This is a genomic window from Paenibacillus sp. J31R120 (assembly GCF_056269225.1).
In genome coordinates this window covers 15,091-35,340 of sequence record NZ_JBWDNN010000008.1, presented here as the reverse complement: position 1 = coordinate 35,340, position 20,250 = coordinate 15,091, and the positions used below count along the sequence as shown (strand labels likewise).

Below are 20,250 nucleotides of genomic sequence, written 5' to 3'. Positions count from 1 at the left end.
TGGAATGGAGGGAAATCGTAAAATGAATGGGTATCAAAGAATCGTCTCCTTATTGTTGTCAGCGGTATTGATCATCGGCGTATGGCCAATCGGACAAGCTGGTGCTGAGGGGCCGTCCGATCCCGCCCCCGTGCTTATACCGGTTGGCACGCCTAACGGAAAGTCCGTCTTATTTGATAATTCGCATGGACAGACAGCGGGAGCGGCGGACTGGGTCATAGACGGCGCTTTCTCCGCATTTGGTTCAGCGCTGGCCGCTGAAGGCTACTACGTTAAAGAACATCGCAAGTCCAGCCCGTTAACGGAGAGCGACCTGACAGGGTATGATGTATTCGTTATCCCGGAAGCCAATATTCCATTCAAGACAAGTGAACAGCAAGTGTTAGCCGACTATGTAGAGGATGGCGGCAGCATCTTCTTCATAGCGGATCATTATAATGCAGACCGCAATAAGAATCGGTGGGATTCCTCTGAAGTTTTCAACGGATACCGCCGGGGAGCCTGGGCCAATCCGAAGGCAGGCATGAGTGCGGAGGAGGCCGCTTCTGCAGCGATGCAGGATGTTGCGAGCGCGGATTGGCTGTCGGTTGAATTCGGCATGCGCATCCGGTATAATGCGCTAGGCAACGTGAACTCCGGCACCATCGTACCCCCGGCGCAAGCCTTTGGCATTACGGCAGGAGTAGGTACGGTGACGATGCATGCGGGCTCCACTATTGCGATTACCGATCCCCATAAGGCCAAGGGCATCGTCTATATGCAGACGACCAGCGCAGCTTGGCCGAACGCCGTCGATCAAGGCGTCTATAATGGCGGAGGAATCGCAGAAGGCCCGTATGCGGCAATCGCCAAGAAGGGGCTTGGCAAAGTAGCGCTTATCGGAGATTCGTCTCCAGTAGAGGATATTACGCCTAAATATAAGCGTGAAGAGACTGGCGGGACGAAGACCACCTATGACGGGTGGTATGAAATGGATAATGCCTTGTTGCTGACCAATATCATCAACTGGCTGGCTACGCCGGAGAGCTATACGGATTTGACACAGGTGTCTGGCATTACGCTGGACAGCGCCACGGTACTGCTTCCCATGGAGAATCCGCAAACCTCGACGGAGCCGCAATTCGAGCCGTGGTCACCGCCCGCAGCAGGCTATAAGTGGTGGGACCCGTCTACATTCAAGTCGGGGTCGTACGGATACTCGGACGTTGATCCTCCCAATCCCCCTGACGACGGCGTTGAAACGTTCGAAAGCGGAGTGAAGGGAGCATACACGACGGGGACGGTCTCGCTGGACAGCGGCTCCTGGACGTTCGACAACGCTCTTATCGGCGATATGACAACAGACAAGAAGGTTGGAAGCAAGGCGGCTCGCGTTCGTGCGGAGGGCTCCATCTACATGAATGCTGACGTGACTGGCGTCCAGAGCGTCAAGGTACAGCACGCGCATTTCGGATCGGATAGCGGGGCAACGTGGAAGCTGCAAAAATCGCTTAACGGCGGAGCAACATGGAGCGATATCGGCGGACTATACGCCAGCGGTTCTTCGCTTGCGGAGCAAACGATTGCCGTCAATGAAAGCGGCAGCGTCCGCTTCAAGATCGTCGTCAGCGGCGTCTCGGGCAAACGGCTGAATTTCGATCAATTCCAGATTGTGCCGCTGCCTGCCGAGGTGCTGCTGGAGACATTCGAGAATGGCGTCAAGGGAGCTTATGCGGCAGGCACGATTACGCTGGACAGCGGAAGCTGGACGTTCGACAATGCGCTGATTGGCGACCTGACAACGGACAGGAAGGCAGGAGCCAAGTCGGCGAGGCTGCGCGCAGCGGGATCAATCGCCATGAACTTCGACATAGCGGGCGGCGTAAAGAGCGTGAAGGTGCAGCATGCCAATTTCGGCTCGGACACCGGGGCGACATGGAAGCTGCAAAAATCCGTCAATGGCGGCGTCACTTGGACGGATGCGGGAGGACCATATGTAAGCAGCTCGGCACTTGCGGAGCAGACCGTGAGCGTGAACGAGAGCGGCAGCGTCAGGTTTAAAATCGTAGCCGGCGGCACATCTGGAAAACGATTGAACGTGGATCAATTCATTATCGTACGTTAGACGAACATACGAAAAAAGAGGCAGCTGATCAGAATGATCAGCTGCCTCTTTCTATAGAATGACATGATGTCTAGGTTGCTACCGCATTGTACGTCATGATCCAGATCGAACCCGCAACGATCGTCAGCATGATAACCAGGCCGAAGATCAGGGAGATCAGGTTGTAACGAGGTTTCTTCTCGTCACGGATATGCATGAAGAACAAGAGTTGGACTGCGAATTGCAGAATCGCCATGACGAGGATTAGCACCGTCGTCGCTTGCTTGCTGAACATGCCGTTCATGACGGCGACGAGCGGGATGATCGTCAGCACGATCGAGAGCAGGAAGCCGATGACATATGACTTCATGGAGCCGTGGCCGCCTTCATGGCCGCCGTGATCGCCATGCCCTGTGTGAGCGTTATGGTTCGCCATCCTACATCACCCCCATCAGATACACGATTGTGAAGACAAAGATCCATACGACGTCAAGGAAATGCCAGTACAAGCTGACGATATTGACCTTGCGCTTCGTGACCGGCGTAATGCCGCGCCGTCTGATCTGAATAATAAGTGCCGTCATCCATACGAGGCCGACCGTTACGTGAAGACCGTGCGTGCCTACCAGGGTGAAGAATGCGGACCAATATGCGCTTGTACCGATATTCGCGCCTTCATGCACGAGGTGGATAAATTCGTTTACTTCCAGATAGATAAAGGAAGCGCCAAGCAATGCGGTAATGATCAGCCAAGTGATCAACCCTTTTTTGTTGCCTTTGTTCATCTCCAGCAGCGCGATGCCGCTGGTGAAGCTGCTTGTTAGCAAGATGAACGTCGATGCGATGATGCCCGGCATCTCGATCAGCTCGCTGCCAAGCGGGCCGCCTGCGAAGTTGTTCCGCAGGACGACATAAGTGGCGAATAGTGTGCCGAATAGAATAACGTCCGTAATGAGGAAGAGCCAGAAGCCAAATGTCTTCATCTCTTCCTGGTCATGATGGTCATGACCGTGGTCGCCGCCGTGGCTTCCGTGGCCGGCATGGGCGAGGTGCCCCTTGTTTTTTATTGCTTCTGCCATTAGTGAGCCCCCCTTGCAGCGGCTTCGGTCCGCTCAACTTCTTCGACCGGGATATAGTAATCCGTATTATAGGTAAAGGATCGAACCAGCATACTTACGATGACGCCGCCGAGTCCAAGTACAATCATCCATTTCCAATCCCAGACAAAGCCAAAGCCGGCAGTGAACCAGAAAGCAGACATGACGAACGGTACGCCGGAGTTGCGCGGCATATGAATCGGTTCGAGCGGAGCTTGCTCTGCTTGCACAACCTCTGGAGGATCGGCTTCGCCTCTTAGGCGGCGCTGCTTCTTCTCCCACCAGTCGTCTTGTTCTGTAACGACAGGAGTACGAGCGAAGTTGTACATTGGAGCAGGCGATGGAATCGACCATTCCAGTGTGCGGCCATCCCAAGTATCTCCGGTTTTCTCTTTCTTGTAGAACTTGATGCTATGCGCAATTTGCCATACTTGGAACAAGAACGCGATACCCATCAGGAATCCGCCTACCGTCGAAACGATGTTGAGCGGCTGCCAGCCCATATCGAAGTTGTATTCGTTGAAGCGGCGAGTCATACCCATCAGGCCAAGCGCATATTGCGGCATGAAACAAACATAGAAGCCAATATTCCAGAACCAGAATGCCCATTTGCCCAGGCCTTCATGAAGCTTGAAGCCGAACATTTTTGGCCACCAGTAGTACAGGCCTGCGAAGTAACCGAATACGACGCCGCCGATGAGCACTTGGTGGAAGTGAGCGATCAAGAAATAACTGTTGTGGAACTGGAAGTCCGCAGGCGCTACCGATAGAAGCACCCCGGTCATCCCCCCAATGACGAAACATGGGATAAAGGCGATCGTCCACATCATCGGTGTCGGGAAGCTTAGCTTGCCTCGATACATCGTGAACAGCCAGTTGAACACTTTGACACCGGTCGGTATCGCGATCAACATGGTTGTGATGGCGAAGAATGCATTGACATTCGCGCCGGAGCCCATCGTGAAGAAGTGATGCGCCCAAGTAAAGAAGGAGAAGAAGCTGATGGACATTAGTGCGAATACCATCGATTTGTAACCGAACAGCTTTTTCTTCGAGAATGCCGAGACGATCTCGGAGAAGATACCGAATGCCGGCAAAATAACGATATACACTTCCGGGTGACCCCACATCCAGATGAGGTTAATATACATCATCGGGTTCCCGCCGCCGTCGAGGGTGAAGAAGTGCGCACCCAGGTAACGGTCAATGAACAGCAGGAACAGGGTAACCGTCAAGATTGGGAATGCGAAAATAATCGTTGTACAGGAAGACAGAACGGACCAGGTGAACATCGGCATTTTCATCAGCTTCATGCCTGGCGCGCGCATCTTCAGGATCGTAACGATAAAGTTAATGCCTGTTGCCAAGGAGCCCATACCTGATATCTGTATGCCCCATATATAGAAGTCCTGCCCGACGCCCGGACTGCCTGACAGCCCTGACAGAGGCGGATAGGCGAGCCAGCCCGCATCCGGCGAGCCGCCGATAACGAATGACATGTTGAACAGCATAGCCCCGAAGAAGAACATCCAGAAGCTTAAGGAGTTCAAGAACGGGAATGCCACGTCGCGCGCGCCGATCTGGAGCGGAACGACAATGTTGAACAAACCGAACATAAGCGGCATGGCCATGAACAGAATCATGATAACGCCATGCGTCGTGAATATCGCGTTATAGTGCTCCGCATTCAGGAATTCCACCTGCGGGACAGCCAGCTGCATCCGCATGAGCAGGGCGTCAACCCCGCCGCGGAACAACATCAGAATAGATGCGATGATATACATAATGCCGATTTTTTTATGATCGACAGAGGTTAGCCACTCCGTCCATAGCCAGCGCCATTTCTTGAAATACGTGAGGATGAATACGATGGCTACCATGGTAATTGCAATCGATACCTGGGCTCCGAGAATGAGGGGATCGCCCGTCACGAAAAACTCGGATGAAAAATCTTTGATCTTATCCCACATGAGCTAGTTCTCCTTTCGATAACGGTACGTTAATGGCCCGCATGTCCGTTGTGTTGATCTGATGCGTCGGCCGTTTCGGTCTCGCTATCGTTGTTCTTGCTGCTTGCTTCATTCTTCGAAGCGTCCGAGCTGACGCCATGATGCGAGTGCGCGCCGCTGCTGCCTTCTTCGACATATTGCGTTACGATTTGCTCGAACAGTCCTTCAGGGAAGCTAGAGAACTGCTGCACATCAGAGCGGCCTGGCTTCTGCAATTCCTTATAGCCATCCAGGGTCAGGGCAGGAGCGTCTTTCTTCACTTCTTGAATCCATGCATCGTACTCCTCTTGCGATACAGCATCGGCTTTGAAGGTCATTTGGGCAAAATCCTTGCCGTTGAAGTTAGCGCCCGAGCCGTAGTAGCTTCCTTGCTCGTCAGCTTGCAGGTACAATGTCATCGCCATGCCGGACATGGAGTAGAGCTGGCCGCCAAGCTGCGGAATCCAGAAGGAATTCATCGCCGTATCGGATGTCAGCTGGAAGCGGACAGGCCTGTCTTCTGGGAACTTCACATAGTTGACTGTCGCGATATCCTCATCCGGATATTTGAACAGCCACTTCCAATCCATTGAGGTTACTTGTATCGTAATCGGCGCCTTCTCAGATTCGATCGCGCGGGACGGCTCCAACTTGTAAGTATAGTTGATGGTTACGGCCGCAAGGATAATGATGATCACGATCGGAATGCTCCACCATGTCACTTCCAGCTTCGTATTGTGTTCCCAGTTCGGCTTGTATTTCGCTTTGCTGCCTGGGCGGTCGCGGTAGCGCCATACGATTATAGCCGTCATGATAAGCACTGGGATAATGATGACTGCACACAGAACGGTTGATATGATAATCAAGTCCTTCTGAGATTGCCCGATCGGCCCTTTCGGATCGAGCACGATGTATTGCTCGCTGCAGCCTGAGAGCAGGAAGACCATTGCAAGGAAGAGCCCCACTGCCAGCATTCGATAATTACGTCTCATCTTGGTTCCAACTCCTTAAAGGTTTGTGAAGCATAAGCCAAGCAATGAAATGCTGGCTTGTGAACAAACCTAGCTTCGAAAGCATCCGCTTAGGTTTGTGAAGCATAAAGCCAAGCAATTGGCTTGTGAACAAACCTAGCTACGGAAGCATCCGCTTAGGTTTGTGAAGCATAAAGCCAGATGCAATTGGCTTGTGAACAAACCTAGCTACGGAAGAATCCGCATAGGTTTGTGAAGCAAAGCTTATGCCTAGGCGTGTGCAGCATATACGCCTTGGCTTTGAAAGCATGCGTTAAGGTTTGTGAACCAGAGCACATGCTGGAATAGTCACAGTCGTCTTGCTCAGTCCGCAAACTCTTAAAAATAGCTTACGACTAACATAGCAGATTCGAAACGCTGTGACTGTAGGGTTAACAATTACGTAAACAATTCGACTTTTTTCCGCCATATATTATTCACGAGTTAGACATATGGTTGAAAATAGCCCAGTAAACAGGCATTTCTAGGAAATTTACGTGGTCTATCCCCATGCGTTTATAGGGGATTTCAGGGCGAATTCGGACAAGGTAACGTCCCGATCATGAAAGCCATTGAATGGAGAAGCCAAACTATTCCTTTGAGGAGTGCCTTAACAATAAAGTCGAACCAGCTTTCAGCTATTAGTGGGTTGGTTTGACTTTTTGGTGTTGTCATATTCGTTCATCCAGAGCAAGAGCAACTCTCCAGTCGAAGTTATCGTCTTGTGAAGGCTTTATTTTACTTTCTTCAAAATATTAACCCTTATATGGCTCTATTGAGTCATGTAGATGGGATTTTGATAAGTTATATTACTTATTAGATAGAATTTTTGAGAGGATTGAATCAAAAATGAGAAAAATTGTAATATCGGTGATGTCCGCTAGTCTTATGTTATCCGTTGCTACGGCATGTACTAGTAATCATAACCAAGTTGTTGAAAGCAGTAAGGCTTCGCCTGAAAACGCTTACGAAACGGCCGGCGTAGCTGATAATGAGAATGCTTCATTAGAATATTTGAGAATAACGGACGACCTGGGCAGAGAAGTAGTCTTGAAGAGCAAGCCTGAGCGAATTGTGACCTTGACTCCAACATTTACTTCGATGCTGTATGAGACAGGGGGGCAAGCGGTGGGCCGTGTGTCATTCCAAAGCTTCCTGGGTGACATTCCCGCTGGAGCTGAGGATGTAACGGAAGTCGGATTTAACGCCCAAGTGAACTTGGAGAAGGTCGTAAGCCTTAAGCCGGATTTGGTCATTGGAGGAGTCAGGCTTCATGATTCCATGGTTGAACAGCTGGAGGCGAACAACATTCCGATTGTTGTTCTTAATATGACGACTTATGAGGATGTGAAATCCAAGCTTCAATTTTTTAGCAAGCTGTCGGATGATGAAAGCAAAAGTGAAGCTGTGCTGAAAGGAATGGAACAGAAGATCACCCATCTTCAAAGCAATGTACCGGCTAATAGTCCGAGGGTGGTCATTATTCAAGTCTCGACAAGAGAAGTAACTCTGGAACGCGATAACTCCATTGCGGGAGGAGCTGCCAAGCTGCTGGGTGTCGATAACCTTGGGGCTAACTTGGTTGCGATGGAGGGACGTCCGGACAAGACACCTTTTAGCCTTGAAAAAATAATGGAATTTGACCCCGATCTCATTCTCATCTCCACCCGAGGCAGCAAAGAGGATATTGAACCGCGCATGAAACAGGATATGGAGAGTCATCCGGCTTGGAGTTCGCTTCGGGCTGTAAATGAAGGGCAAGTTCGCTTCCTTCCCCAACAATATTTCCTCACTAACCCCGGCGTAGACTATGCGGATGCAGTAGAGTATATCGGCAAGGTCGTATACCCGGAAGTATATGGACATGCGGAATAAATTCCCCCAGCAGGAAGCCGGATTCAAAATGATATGGGGCTTGAAGCCGCACAGTATCTTGATTCTGGTGGCTTTTGCACTATTCTCCCTGGCCAGCCTATCGATAGGCGTGGCAAGGGGAGCTGTATCTATCCCATTGGCGGAGATGGGGAGAATTCTGTTTCTTGGCGAACAGACCGAGCATTATAGCATTCTAATGAATATTCGTCTCCCGCGAGCGCTTGTTGGCGCGGCAGTTGGGATTAACCTTGCGCTTGCTGGAGCTATTCTACAAGGAATTATGAAGAACCCGCTCGCTGACCCGCAAATTATCGGGGTAAATGCGGGAGCAGGATTTGTCGCGATCACCATTCTGATTTTGTTCCCGCAGTCGCAATGGCTGTTGACGCCAGGTGCCTTCGTCGGCGCCATGCTGGCAGCTATTCTCGTGTATGTTTTGTCGTGGAAGAATGGAATTCAAACTACCCGAATCATATTGGCAGGGGTGGCTGTTGCATCAATGCTTGGCGCGGGTGTATCCGGCCTGCTGGTGTTCTATTCTGACCGGGTGCATGGCGCTATGCAATTTATCGTAGGCGGACTGGGTACAAGCAGCTGGCCCCAGCTCAAGATCATTGCCCCGTATACGTTCATAGGCCTTATTCTGGCTTTGATGAGTACGAATCGTCTCAACTTGCTGCTCTTAAGTGACAACAATGCCAGATCGCTTGGATTGAATGTCGAAGGAAATCGGCTGCTTTTGACGGCATTAGCATCTCTGCTTGCGGCAAGCGCTGTCAGCATCGTAGGGTTGCTTGGCTTCGTTGGCTTAGTTGTTCCTCATGCTGCAAGGCTGATGATCGGCAACAACTACCGATTGCTTATTCCAGCATCTGCTTTATTGGGAGCGGGAGTGGTGACGCTGAGTGATATGATGGCAAGAACGATTTTTGCACCAGTAGAGCTTCCGGTAGGCATTGTGATGGCTGCGATAGGTGCCCCGTTCTTCTTATATCTGCTTAAGAGGGGAGGTTAGCTATGCTGGCATTGCAGGCACTTAATATACATCTGAAATACGGCAATCGAACGATCATACACCAGATGTCTCTTTCTATTGAGCAAGGGAAAATATACACCATTTTGGGACCGAACGGCTCAGGCAAAAGCACATTGATAAAAGCACTTTCGAGAAACCTGAAGCCCAGCAGCGGAACGATAGAGCTGGAGGGGAAGAATGTATTCTCCATGAAGGCTCTTGAGGTAGCAAAAAGGATGGCTTTGCTGCATCAGAAGCCTCAGGCGCCTGGCGATTTGAGCATTAGGGAACTGGTAGAGCATGGCCGATTCCCTCACCGCAAGTTCTGGAGTGCGGATGCCTCAGCGGATAATGAGAAGGTAGACTGGGCTCTTAAGCAGACCCGACTCACTTTCATGCAGGACAAGAAATTGCAGGATTTATCCGGCGGCGAAGGGCAGCGAGCATGGCTTGCCATGGCGTTGGCACAAAGCTCGAAGCTGCTTCTGCTGGATGAGCCGACAACTTTTCTGGATATTTGCCATCAACTTGAAATGTTGGAGTTAGTGAAGCAACTGAATCGAGAGCACGGGCTGACGGTCGTCATGATCTTGCATGATATTAACCAGGCCGCAAAATATTCTGACGAGGTCATCGTCGTTCATAACGGCCGTCTTCACTCTGCAGGCGAGCCATCCCATGTCATTACAAAGGATATGCTGAATGAAGTGTTCGGTGTCGAGGCGGAACTGAAGTCGGGGCATCAAGGACAGTTGATCGTAGAGCCGATTGGAATTGCTGAGAAGAACAGCGGACAGGTTGATTCGATATAGTATTTTGCAAAATTTGAACGAAAGAAGGGATTGCAATGAGCGCGGAGCAGGAAACGTACAAGCCTATGTCTACAGAGGAACGCTTAAAAAAGCGGAAGCTGGCTAACCGGATGATGGATTCGCTGGAGAAGCATGTTTTTATATGCGACGGTATTTGCTGTGTGAGAAAAGGCAATGCGCCTGAAGTGATTGCGGCGTTTCGAGAAGAGCTTAAAGAAACGGGAATGGCGCATAGGATTAAGCTGTCAGAAGTGAAGTGCCTGAGTCGCTGTGCAGATGCCGGGAGTATGGTGGTATACCCGGAAGGCGTATGGTACCAAGGCGTATCGACGGATGATGTGAAGGAGATTGTGCAACAGCATTTTATCGAAGGCCGGCCCATCGAAGAGAGAATCGCGTATTCTCGTTCGGAGGAAGGGAAGTTTGTCCGCTCTCCTTTGTTTCCTTCGGATGAATATATCGTTTAAATACGATGTCGAGGAGCTATCCATTATCGGGATAGCTTCTTTTTTGTGCTAGCATGGCAGCCGCCGAATACGGCGTGAAGACAGAATCCGGAGAACCTCGAAGAAGGAGCATCCGTACTCGATCCAATCCTGTTGCTCGGTAATATTCGTCGAGAGAAGCCGGATGCGAATGCAGTCATTATGCGCCTATGAAGTCTGAAAACATAAAATGGCGATGCCGGGAAGAACCCCCCAAGCACCGCCATTACTGATTTTTGCAACTGTTTTGATCAAGAGAACCTCATTTAAGTGAACGAATCCACTTTGGGACAGTCACTTGGATTAAGGAATATTAATTATTAATGATCCGTGTCGGAAGATCTGGAAGAGTTCGTGTCCTTGTTGCTGTTCAATCTCGCATGAACGAGACCAATAGCCGTACCAATGACATAAATGTGAACACTGCCTACGAGGAATCCGATTCCGACCATGAGACCGATATTTTTATCGCTGAAATGACTTAAGTTAATGAGGCATAAGAGGAAGCCGATGCCGAGAACACCCCAAGCTATCGCAGTCATCACATTGACGAGACGCTTCACGTCGGATTTCGTTGGGCCAAGCTGGCTGATCGTTGCCGTTTTTGTAGTCATATCAAACACTCCTAATTTGAGAATGAAAGTGCTTTCTTAACCATACTATACCACATATTATGTCGTTTGTTCAAAGAAAATTCACTTTTTGCACATAAATTGGACAAAAAATATGTGTGAAACGGTGAAAGCAAAAGCATGAGAGAGCAATATGGAGATATTCAAAGCATTTGTTGAGATAAAGGCTTCCCAAGCTGTGTTTATGCTGAATATGGTCTTAAGATTGAGCTGCGGGGTGTAAAGAAATCATAAGCGGTAGCTCCTGCGGCTTTAGCGTTTGTATATAGGTTAACCCAAATCGACTAATTAGAACCTCGGTATGGATCAGGAATGATGTGTCCTAGACGGTTTTAATCCCCTCGATACAGGTTGCAACTATGGAAAAAGGTCTGCGCGAAGGCAGACCTTTCTTCATTAGAATACCCAGACAATCGGCGGAATCGCGAGTATTTTGCTTAATCCGTCCACCACCGCTTCAGATCGTTCCACCACGAGCGTTGCTTTTGCGGCTTGCCGTTGCTGGTGCCGCCTTGGCCCTCTCCATGGTCTCCGCCATTGCCAGCATCCACTGGAGAGCCGCATACCTCTGTCGGCTCCGTACCGGCCAGGAACGACTCCAGCCGACGATTCGGACAAGTCGCTGCCGCAAGCTTGCCGGATACAGGATCAATGAGAACATTCACGACGCCCTCAGGTACGCGGAAGTACTTCGGAGGCACGGCGGATAACGTGCCTTCGATAAACCGCGCAAAAATCGGCGCCGCCCGGTGCGCCTCGGCGACCGTCAGCTTGCGGTCCTTGTCATAGCCAACCCAGACAGCAGCCGCCAGCTCAGGCGTATAGCCTACGAGCCATGCATCTGTGGCCGTGGTGCCTGTCTTGCCGGCAATGGGGCGTTTGATCGTTGCGGCTACCCGGTGCGCCGTGCCGCCATCGTCGAAGACACTCTCGAGCAGGCTCGTCATGACATAGGCTTCTGCAGCCGTAATGACCTGCTCCTCCGCAGGCTTCGCTTCATATAATACGTTACCCTTCCGGTCCTCAATGCGAAGGATGGCGACCGGCTCTACTCGAAGCCCCGCATTGGCGAAGATGCCATACGCAGAGGCCATCTCGAACGGGCTGGCGGGGAACGTCCCCAGCGCGAGCGAGGGAACAGGCTGCATACGGCTGCGAATGCCGAGCTTACGTGCAGTCTCAATTACCTTGTCTGCGCCAACCGTCATAATCGTATTGACCGCATAGATATTGTCGGAGCCGCTGATGGCGGTGCGCATGTCGATGTAATCCTCCGCATACTTGTCACCATAATTATGCGGTTCATACGACTTGCGGCCTTCATCATAGCTGAATACGGTCGGTTCGCTCTTGAAGCGCGTAACCGGTGACATGAAGCCGCTTTGCAGCGCCGACATGTATAGGAACGGCTTGAAGGCGGAGCCTGGCTGGCGCGTACTGGCGAACACGCGGTTGTATTGGTTTTTCGCGTAATCCCTGCCGCCGACCATCGCCTTAATATAGCCAGTACGGGGATCGATGGCGACCAGCGCTGCTTGTTGCTCTGAGCTTGCCGGCATGATCTGCTTAATGGACTCTTCCGCTGCCGCCTGTGCTTCCTGATCAAGCGTCGTATAGATGGTAATGCCGCCTTCATTCAGAAGAGAGGAATCGATGCCAATCTGCTCTACTGCCAGATAGCGAATGTAGTCTCGGAAATACGGAGCGAAGCCCTCCTGCTGGTCCGCTCCTAGCGGTTGAAACTTCAGTATCTCCGCGTAAGCTGTCTGAGCCTGCTCTTCCGTAATAGAGCCGCCTTCCTTCATGGCTTCAAGGATAATATATTGCCGGTCCTTGGCATTCTTCATATTCAAATAGGGAGAATAATATTTGGGGCCCTTCGGTATGCCCGCCAGCATGGCGCTTTCGGCCAGCGACAGCTCGGAGGCATGCTTGTCAAAATACATCATGGCTGCCGCTTCGATCCCATACGAGCCGTGCCCGTAATAAATTTGATTCAGGTACATGCCGAGAATATCGTCTTTGCTATAATTCATCTCAAGCTGGGCGGTATACATCGCTTCCTTGAGCTTACGCTGCCAGGTTCGTTCATGACTGAGATAGAGATTGCGCGCGAGCTGCTGGGTTAGCGTACTGGCTCCTTGCTTCGCCGACATACTCTGTACGTTCACGACGACGGCGCGGGCCATGCCCTTCAGATCAAAGCCGGAGTGATCGTAGAATCTCCGGTCCTCAATCGCAAGCGTTGCATCCACTACATAGTGATGAATATCGGACAAGGAGACGGAGCGTCGATTCTCCCCCGCATGGAAGGTATCAATGATGTGGCCCTGTATGTCAATCATCTGAGAGGTCTGGCTGATCTTCGAGACGGGCAGCGCCTGCGAGCGCAGATACAGATAGAGTCCCGCCATGAGGACGGCGATGACTGCCAGAGCCATGGCCGAACGCCGAAGCCACTTCCGCAGCTTCAGGATATATGGAAGAAACCGCTCGGAGATATGAGGAAAGGCCAAGCGGCGTTTGACCCTGCTTTTTCGTCTGAAGAACGGGGGTATCCATTTGTTCATGCTGCCGACTCCCTTCCGCGTGTTGCTGATCTATTCTTTAGTATGGAAAAATGCGGAATCGGCTATTCACTTATCAATAGATGTCGAATAATTGTTTGGTTCAAAATGGCTATAAACACATTATTATCTTGAACTCTGGCAGGCTTTATGCGAGTATGTTGAGAATAACGGTCTGATCGGCAATGAAGCTTAGAATAGGGGAGAGAAAGAAATACTGCGGCCAGCCTCACCGTACCGACGGCAGCAGGCCGTCACTTGCCTTTTGACTAACGGTGAACAAAGGCTGGCTGTTCCTATAGATATAGAAAAATACGGGGATGGTAGGATGAGTAACTTTATTGCGTCAACTAAACAGCATGCCAAGACAGCATGGGGAATTCAAGGATTCCCGATTATTATGGTCATCAACATTTTTATGGGCATATCCCATGCTTTCGTTTTGCCCTTCAATTCCTTGTTCGGCATCGACGAAGTGGGAATGAGCAATACGACTTTCGGCATTTTCATGCTGGTCTCGTCGTTATGCGGTATTGTGCTTAGCACTGGAATCGCAAAGCTGTCCGACCGCGTGCCGGACCGTAAGTTCATTCTGATACTCTGCTCGGTGGCCGGCATCATTGGTTATCTGGGCTTTGCCTATTCGCGCGACTATTATGTGCTGCTTATTTTTTCTTCGGTATTCCTCGGGATTGCGTCCTCGACGTTCGCCCAAGTATTCGCGATCGGAAGAGAAGCGCTGACAAGGTCCGATGTGCCCGCCAAGCAGGTGCCGCTGTACATGAACATGTTAAGGACGATCTTTGCCCTGTCCTGGACGGTCGGTCCTGCCATTGCCTCTTATGTCCTTCTATTTATGGGCTTTACAGGGCTGTTCGTCGTCGCGGCTACCTGTAATGCGGTCGTAGCGATCGTTGCGCTGCTGTTCTTGCATCGCCGTAAGGATGCCGCCGGAGCGAAGTCGGAGCAGGCCAATATTCCGCTCAAAAAAATCGTGTTCCAGCCGACCATCTTCATCAACCTGGTCGCCTTTACGTTTATCTCGGCGGCGACTACGCTCAGCTCCATGAATATGGCGCAATTCGTGACAAAGGTGCTAGGCGGAGGCAAGGAAGACATCGGTATCATCTTCAGCATTCCGCCGATCTTCGAAATTCCGTTCATGCTGGGCTTCGGCTATATGGCGACGAGAATGAAGAGCGATCGGCTTATACGTCTTGGTGCGCTACTGGCTCTTGTCTATTTCTGCCTGTTGTTCTTCGCCAATTCAACTTGGCATATCTTCTCGGTGCAAATTTTGAGCGCGGCATACATCTCGATCACGTCGGGTATCGCAATCACTTATTTCCAGGATTTTTTGCCGGAGATGCCAGGGACCGCAACGAACCTGTATTCCAATTCGAGCAAGGTAGGCAACATGCTGGGCTTTCTGCTGTTCGGACTCATCGCAGACGCTTTCGGCTACCGCAATGTGTACCTGGCTTGCGCTATATTTACCTTGGCGGCAGTAGTGCTTTTGTTCGGGCTTAATCGGGCGAAAAGAGTGTCAAACCATGCGTCAGTAAGCGGATGACTGAGGATTTCATGAATTTTTTGTGCAGGACGGGTGAAAAGGTTGCTTTTTTGGCTTAAAACACTATAATACAGGATGAAACATTGACGGAAAGAAGGGATCAATCTCATGGAATTGTGGTACACCGAGAAACAAACTGAAAACTTCGGCATTACGGCGAAGATAACTAAAAGCTATGTACATGAACAAACGGAATTTCAACAATTGGATATGATCGAGACGGAAGAGTTCGGCACAATGCTCGTACTCGACGGCATGGTTATGACCACGGTCAAGGATGAATTCGTCTACCATGAGATGGTGGCACATCCGGTTCTCTTCACGCATCCTAACCCTGAGAACGTGCTTGTTGTAGGCGGCGGCGACGGCGGCGTCATCCGTGAAGTCATGAAGCATCCGAAGGTGAAAAAAGCCGTTCTGGTCGATATTGACGGCAAAGTCATCGAGTACTCGAAGAAATACCTGCCGACAATCGCAGGCGAGCTGGACAACCCGCGCGTAGAAGTGCTTGTCAATGACGGCTTCATGCATATCCATGATCATAAGAACACGTATGACGTCATCATGGTAGACTCCACAGAGCCAGTAGGCCCGGCGGCGAACCTGTTCACGCGCGGCTTCTACCAAGGCATCTACGAGGCGCTGAAGGAAGACGGCATCTTCGTCGCACAGACGGACAACCCATGGTTCAAAGCCGATCTGATCCAAAGCGTAAACCGCGATGTGAAGGAAGTATTCCCGATCGTACGCGTATACGGCGCGAACATTCCGACTTACCCGTCCGGTCTATGGACATTCACAATGGGCAGCAAAAAGTATGATCCGCTTCAAGTGGACGAGTCGTCCATTCCGGAGCTGGATACCAAATATTACACGCCTCGCTTGCACAAAGCGGCTTTCATCCTTCCGAAATTCGTTGAGGATTTGGTGAAGTAAGGCGAAGGGCTGCAGCGATGCGGCTAACCCAAAGAACGAAGCAGCGTAATGTCGCTGCTTCGTTCTTTTTGGTCTATTTAGAGCCTTGCGGGTATTGCACCCACATGCCCCTATTTATTGAAGCTTGAAGTAGATTTTACGATCATTGTTCTCTAACGTAGAGTCGCTTTTGTTAATGACCAGGTAATTTTCTTGACCTTTAATAACAGGAAGAATGACGTTCCCTGTCACTTCGAATGAGCTGCCTTTGGTCGAAGGTGTCACCTTCGGGAAGTCTGGCAGTGCTTCAGTGACCGCCACGCTCATCGAACCGTCGAAGCCGTAGTCTGTGCCGCCGATGACGTAAGCGCCATCCGCTGTTTGTGCCCCCCAGATATAAGGCCTGAAGCTGGAGAGGTACATGTAGCCGATGCTGCTGCTCTTTCCGCTGCTTTTCATCGTCGCATTTTTGACTTTCACATGAAGGGTGACCAGCTTGTATTCCAGGTCTGGGTCTTCTTCCGGACGCTGGAAGCCATAGTCAACGATCTGGTCGCGTGTAATGGATACAGCCTTCTTGACGGTTACCGTGAAATCAGCGGAGCTGGTGTCGTATTCATCCGGCTTGTAGTTAACAAGCTCTTTATATGTAAATGCTGTATTGAATTTAATGGGGTCCTTAATCGTGCCTTTGTTGCTGGAAGCCGCAGCCGATCCGCTTGGAGGCGTCGTATTGGAAGAGCCTGTATCGATCTTCGGAGGTGTCTGTCCTTCAGGCGTAATAACGACGGTCTGACGTTTCTCGTCCCATTGGACATTGGCGCCGAGCGAGTCCGCGACGATACGCGCCGGGACGTAGGTGCGGCCTTCGAATGTGATCGGGTACAGCTTTTTGCCGTCCATGCTTAGATCTGTTTTTTTGCCGCCAACTTCAATGCCAATGGCATAGTTCTGGTACGCGGTGATTTTTTTGAGCGTGGAAGCGGAATATGCGATCGAGCCCGCGCTAACTGCTAGCGAAAGCGCCGTCGTCATGATCAGCACTTTCTTAGTGAAAAACCTTTTCATGAAGCCATCTCCTCTGTATGTGAATAAAATATGTATGTTGAAGTCCTGGGACTTAACAACCGCTGCTATACACCTGAGCTGCGGGCAGCTTGCTTAATATGGCATCATCCTGTGATTTATCCCTGATAGACATGTTTATTGAAAAATATAATAAAGAATAAGGGGAGTGAATCATTTTTTATTTCTATTACATATACTCGATCTAGTATAACTGAGAAAATTAACCATCGCCAACATAAATTCAATGCTAATTGATTTGATCTATTCACGACGGATGGTTGAGTCACCCAGCATGCTTCTATCTTCGCATGAGGAGCGCACAGCAGGATATAATGGAGAGATAAAAGGAGGCGACTTCATGTCGATCATCTATTCATTTCCGCCCGTTGTCGATGAGCGCTCACGCGTGCTCATTGCTGGTACGGCGCCAAGCGTGAAGTCGCTGGAATACGGGCAGTTCTACGGACATCCGCAAAATTATTTTTGGCGAATTTTATATGGCTTGTTCCAAGTAAGCACGCCGGGCCAGGAGGGATATCCGCCGCCCGATCCCGTCTACGAGAACCGGCTGGCATTCCTCCGGGAGCATGGACTAGCGGTATGGGATGTCATTCACTCCTGCGAGCGGGAAGGCAGCCTGGATGCGAATATAAAAGAAGAAACTCCCAATGATTTTCCCGGACTGCTGGAGCGGTATCCCGGCATTCGGGCGATTGCGTTCAACGGAAGCAAAGCATATGACACCTTCCGCAAGGCTTTTGGCGGGCATCCTGCGCTAGAGCATATTGCGAAACTCAAGCTGCCTTCATCCAGCCCGATTCCGACCAAGCATATGCGGAGTCTGGAGGATCGGATCAATGCGTGGCAGGTGATCGTTCCTTTTGCCGTGGAACGCTAGTCTTTCGGGCATTCAGGCGTTGAAATTGGAGGGCTTCCTGTATATAGTAGTAACATACGAAAGAACGATAGCGGGAGCGGGGCAATGAACGACAGCGGCAAGGCCATCATTATATTGGAAAGCAAGGCGGACGGAGAGAAATCGACGCATCGCTATAAGGGAGAATGGTTCCGCAAGGAGAAGTCGCTGTTCATCCGCTATGCGGAGGACGAGGTGACGCGGGCGCTCATTCGGTATACGCCTGGTGAGCTGTCGCTCAAGCGAAGCGGTGCGGTGCAGTCGGATCAGCTGTTCGTATCCGGCCAAAGCCGGATTGGAAAGTACCGTTCAGCCGTAACGGTATTCGAGCTGGAGACACGTACGAAGTCGCTGACGCTGCAAGCGAAGGCAAAGCAAGATCAGCCAGGCGCGTTATTGCCGACTGCGCCGCCGTTTATCTTGGAGTGGCGGTATGATTTATTTGTAAGCGAGCAACTATCGGGACGGTTTCATATCCGTCTCCATATACAGGAGGATCATGAATCATGAGTGCGAATGTACTGGACAAAATGTATGAGCAAGTGAAATCGGCTATAGCGGATGCGGCGGTAGCTGCTGGGCTGGCGGCGAGAGAGGAGCTTCCCGTCTTCGTTCTTGAAGTGCCGAAGGACAAAACCCACGGCGATCTGGCGACGAATGCAGCCATGCAGCTGACAAAACTGGCGAAGAAGAATCCGCGTCAGATTGCGGAGGCGATTATTGAGCATCTCGACCAGAAAGGCGCTTCCATTCAATCGGCAGAGATTGCAGGACCGGGCTTCATTAACTTCCGTATGGACAAAAGCTATCTGTATCCTATCATTGCGGATGCGCTAAAGGCAGGAGAAGATTACGGCCGCGTGTCAGCCGGTCAAGGCTCGCGAGTGCAAGTAGAGTTCGTCAGCGCCAATCCGACGGGCAGCCTGCATCTGGGCCATGCGCGCGGTGCGGCAGTTGGCGATTCTCTATGCAATGTACTAGACTTCGCGGGTTACGAGGTTACACGGGAATATTATATTAACGACGCCGGCAAACAGGTTGAGAATCTGGCGTTGTCGCTGGAGGCGCGTTACCGTCAAGCGCTCGGCCAAGAGGCGGAGATGCCGGAGGACGGCTACTACGGGGAAGATATTATCGTTTTTGCCAAAGGGCTTGCGGAGCAAGAAGGCGACAAGCTGCTTCAATTGTCCGACAAAGAGCGCTTCTCGTACTTCCGTACCTTCGGACTAGAGAAGGAGCTGGATAAGATCAAGCGCGATCTAGGCCGCTTCCGCGTTGGCTTCGATGTCTGGTACAGCGAGACTTCACTCTATGAGAGTGGTCAGGTCGAGCAAGGTCTGGAAGCACTGAAGGCATCCGGACACGTCTACGAGGAAGAGGGCGCAACATGGCTGTCGACGATGCCATTCGGCGACGACAAAAACCGCGTGCTTGTGAAAAACGACGGTTCGTACACCTACCTGACGCCGGACATTGCTTACCATCGCGATAAGTTCGCAAGAGGCTACGACCGGATGATCAACATCTGGGGAGCGGACCATCATGGCTACATTCCGCGCGTGAAGGCTGCCATGGCGGCGCTCGGCAACGATCCGGAGAAGCTGACCGTATTGATCGCCCAGATGGTCAGCCTGTTCCAGAACGGCGAGAAGATGAAGATGTCGAAGCGGACCGGCAAAGCCGTGACTATGGAAGACCTGATGGACGAGGTTGGCGTGGACGCGATCCGCTACTTCTTCTCTATGAGAAGCATGGATTCGCATCTGGACTTCGATATGGATCTGGCGATCTCTACATCGAACGAGAATCCGGTCTTCTATGTGCAATATGCGCATGCCAGAATCTGCAGCATATTCAGACAAGCGGAAGAGCAGGGTATCGCTATTCCGGATGCCGGCAGTGTGAATTACGGCAAGTTGAACACGGAAGCGGAATTGGACCTGATTCGTAAAATCGGGGAATTGCCGCAAGAAATCGCGGAAGCGGCGGCTCAATACGCCCCGCATCGCCTGATTCGTTATGTGTATGAGCTGGCTTCGGAATTGCACAGCTATTATCGTGCGGAGCGCGTCATTACCGAAGACGCGGAGCAGACGGCAGCCAGACTTGCATTGCTGGGCGCTATTCGCGTTGCTCTTGCGAATGTGCTCCGCCTGGTCGGCGTATCCGCGCCAGAGCGTATGTAATACAAACAAGGATAAAACACAAGCCGCA

Annotated in this window: 17 protein-coding genes; 10 read left to right on the top strand and 7 right to left on the bottom strand. The window is 51.1% G+C overall.

The genetic code is table 11. From position 1 onward, the window contains the following. Positions 1 to 22: 22 nt before the first annotated feature. Positions 23 to 2,104 (top strand): Ig domain protein group 2 domain protein, encoded by a 2,082-nt coding sequence (locus tag AC0YNW_RS23220; protein ID WP_475833952.1) that lies wholly within the window; start codon positions 23 to 25, stop codon positions 2,102 to 2,104. A gap of 70 nt (positions 2,105 to 2,174) precedes the next feature. On the opposite strand, the gene cyoD is transcribed toward AC0YNW_RS23220, so the two are convergent. From cyoD to cyoA, 4 genes are read right to left on the bottom strand one after another with little or no spacing between them, the layout of a single operon-like run. Beyond that, positions 2,175 to 2,519 carry a cytochrome o ubiquinol oxidase subunit IV gene (cyoD, locus tag AC0YNW_RS23215; RefSeq protein WP_387479502.1) on the bottom strand — a complete coding sequence of 115 codons (345 nt, stop codon included), beginning with the start codon at positions 2,517 to 2,519 and terminating at the stop codon, positions 2,175 to 2,177. A 1-nt stretch (position 2,520) separates the two neighbouring features. Then, positions 2,521 to 3,162, bottom strand: coding sequence for a cytochrome aa3 quinol oxidase subunit III (qoxC, locus tag AC0YNW_RS23210; protein WP_475833951.1), 642 nt, complete (start codon positions 3,160 to 3,162; stop codon positions 2,521 to 2,523). Next, positions 3,162 to 5,150 (bottom strand): cbb3-type cytochrome c oxidase subunit I, encoded by a 1,989-nt coding sequence (locus tag AC0YNW_RS23205; protein ID WP_475833950.1) that lies wholly within the window; start codon positions 5,148 to 5,150, stop codon positions 3,162 to 3,164. The genes qoxC and AC0YNW_RS23205 overlap by 1 nt, the downstream gene beginning before the upstream one ends. A 29-nt stretch (positions 5,151 to 5,179) precedes the next feature. Continuing rightward, positions 5,180 to 6,160: a ubiquinol oxidase subunit II gene (cyoA, locus tag AC0YNW_RS23200; protein WP_475833949.1), complete on the bottom strand. Its 981-nt coding sequence runs from the start codon at positions 6,158 to 6,160 to the stop codon at positions 5,180 to 5,182. 867 nt (positions 6,161 to 7,027) lie between these two features. Here cyoA and AC0YNW_RS23195 point away from each other — a divergent pair. Genes AC0YNW_RS23195 through AC0YNW_RS23180 form a run of 4 tightly spaced genes read left to right on the top strand, consistent with a single transcriptional unit; the run spans position 7,028 to position 10,347 of the window. Beyond that, positions 7,028 to 8,053, top strand: coding sequence for an ABC transporter substrate-binding protein (locus tag AC0YNW_RS23195; RefSeq protein ID WP_475833948.1), 1,026 nt, complete (start codon positions 7,028 to 7,030; stop codon positions 8,051 to 8,053). Next, complete coding sequence (locus AC0YNW_RS23190) at positions 8,043 to 9,068, top strand: FecCD family ABC transporter permease (protein WP_475833947.1); 1,026 nt, start codon at positions 8,043 to 8,045, stop codon at positions 9,066 to 9,068. Before AC0YNW_RS23195 ends, AC0YNW_RS23190 begins: the two co-directional genes overlap by 11 nt. A 2-nt stretch (positions 9,069 to 9,070) precedes the next feature. After that, positions 9,071 to 9,880, top strand: a complete 810-nt coding sequence (locus AC0YNW_RS23185) for an ABC transporter ATP-binding protein (protein ID WP_475833946.1) — start codon at positions 9,071 to 9,073, stop codon at positions 9,878 to 9,880. Positions 9,881 to 9,915: 35 nt separating this feature from the next. After that, positions 9,916 to 10,347: a (2Fe-2S) ferredoxin domain-containing protein gene (locus AC0YNW_RS23180; protein WP_387479489.1), complete on the top strand. Its 432-nt coding sequence runs from the start codon at positions 9,916 to 9,918 to the stop codon at positions 10,345 to 10,347. A gap of 338 nt (positions 10,348 to 10,685) precedes the next feature. Here the strand turns inward: AC0YNW_RS23180 and AC0YNW_RS23175 are convergent, their stop codons facing one another. Continuing rightward, positions 10,686 to 10,979, bottom strand: coding sequence for a hypothetical protein (locus tag AC0YNW_RS23175; protein ID WP_475833945.1), 294 nt, complete (start codon positions 10,977 to 10,979; stop codon positions 10,686 to 10,688). Positions 10,980 to 11,434: 455 nt separating this feature from the next. Continuing rightward, complete coding sequence (locus tag AC0YNW_RS23170; protein WP_475833944.1) at positions 11,435 to 13,567, bottom strand: transglycosylase domain-containing protein; 2,133 nt, start codon at positions 13,565 to 13,567, stop codon at positions 11,435 to 11,437. A 325-nt stretch (positions 13,568 to 13,892) separates the two neighbouring features. Between AC0YNW_RS23170 and AC0YNW_RS23165 the strand changes: the two genes are divergently transcribed. After that, complete coding sequence (locus AC0YNW_RS23165) at positions 13,893 to 15,137, top strand: sugar efflux transporter (RefSeq protein WP_387479483.1); 1,245 nt, start codon at positions 13,893 to 13,895, stop codon at positions 15,135 to 15,137. A gap of 108 nt (positions 15,138 to 15,245) precedes the next feature. Continuing rightward, the gene (gene speE / locus AC0YNW_RS23160; protein ID WP_387479481.1) at positions 15,246 to 16,073 is read left to right on the top strand and encodes a polyamine aminopropyltransferase; all 828 of its coding nucleotides are present in this window, start codon (positions 15,246 to 15,248) and stop codon (positions 16,071 to 16,073) included. Positions 16,074 to 16,187: 114 nt separating this feature from the next. On the opposite strand, the gene AC0YNW_RS23155 is transcribed toward speE, so the two are convergent. Continuing rightward, entirely contained in the window at positions 16,188 to 17,120 is a 933-nt protein-coding gene (locus AC0YNW_RS23155; RefSeq protein ID WP_475833943.1) for a stalk domain-containing protein, read from the bottom strand. Between the two features lie 358 nt (positions 17,121 to 17,478). Here AC0YNW_RS23155 and AC0YNW_RS23150 point away from each other — a divergent pair, with 358 nt between their 5' ends. The 3 genes from AC0YNW_RS23150 (at position 17,479) to argS (ending at position 20,222) form a co-directional block, all read left to right on the top strand. After that, the gene (locus AC0YNW_RS23150; protein WP_475833942.1) at positions 17,479 to 18,018 is read left to right on the top strand and encodes a DNA-deoxyinosine glycosylase; all 540 of its coding nucleotides are present in this window, start codon (positions 17,479 to 17,481) and stop codon (positions 18,016 to 18,018) included. A gap of 84 nt (positions 18,019 to 18,102) precedes the next feature. Then, complete coding sequence (locus AC0YNW_RS23145; RefSeq protein ID WP_475833941.1) at positions 18,103 to 18,546, top strand: YwiB family protein; 444 nt, start codon at positions 18,103 to 18,105, stop codon at positions 18,544 to 18,546. Next, positions 18,543 to 20,222, top strand: coding sequence for an arginine--tRNA ligase (argS, locus tag AC0YNW_RS23140; protein WP_475833940.1), 1,680 nt, complete (start codon positions 18,543 to 18,545; stop codon positions 20,220 to 20,222). The genes AC0YNW_RS23145 and argS overlap by 4 nt, the downstream gene beginning before the upstream one ends. The last annotated feature ends 28 nt before the right edge of the window (positions 20,223 to 20,250 follow it).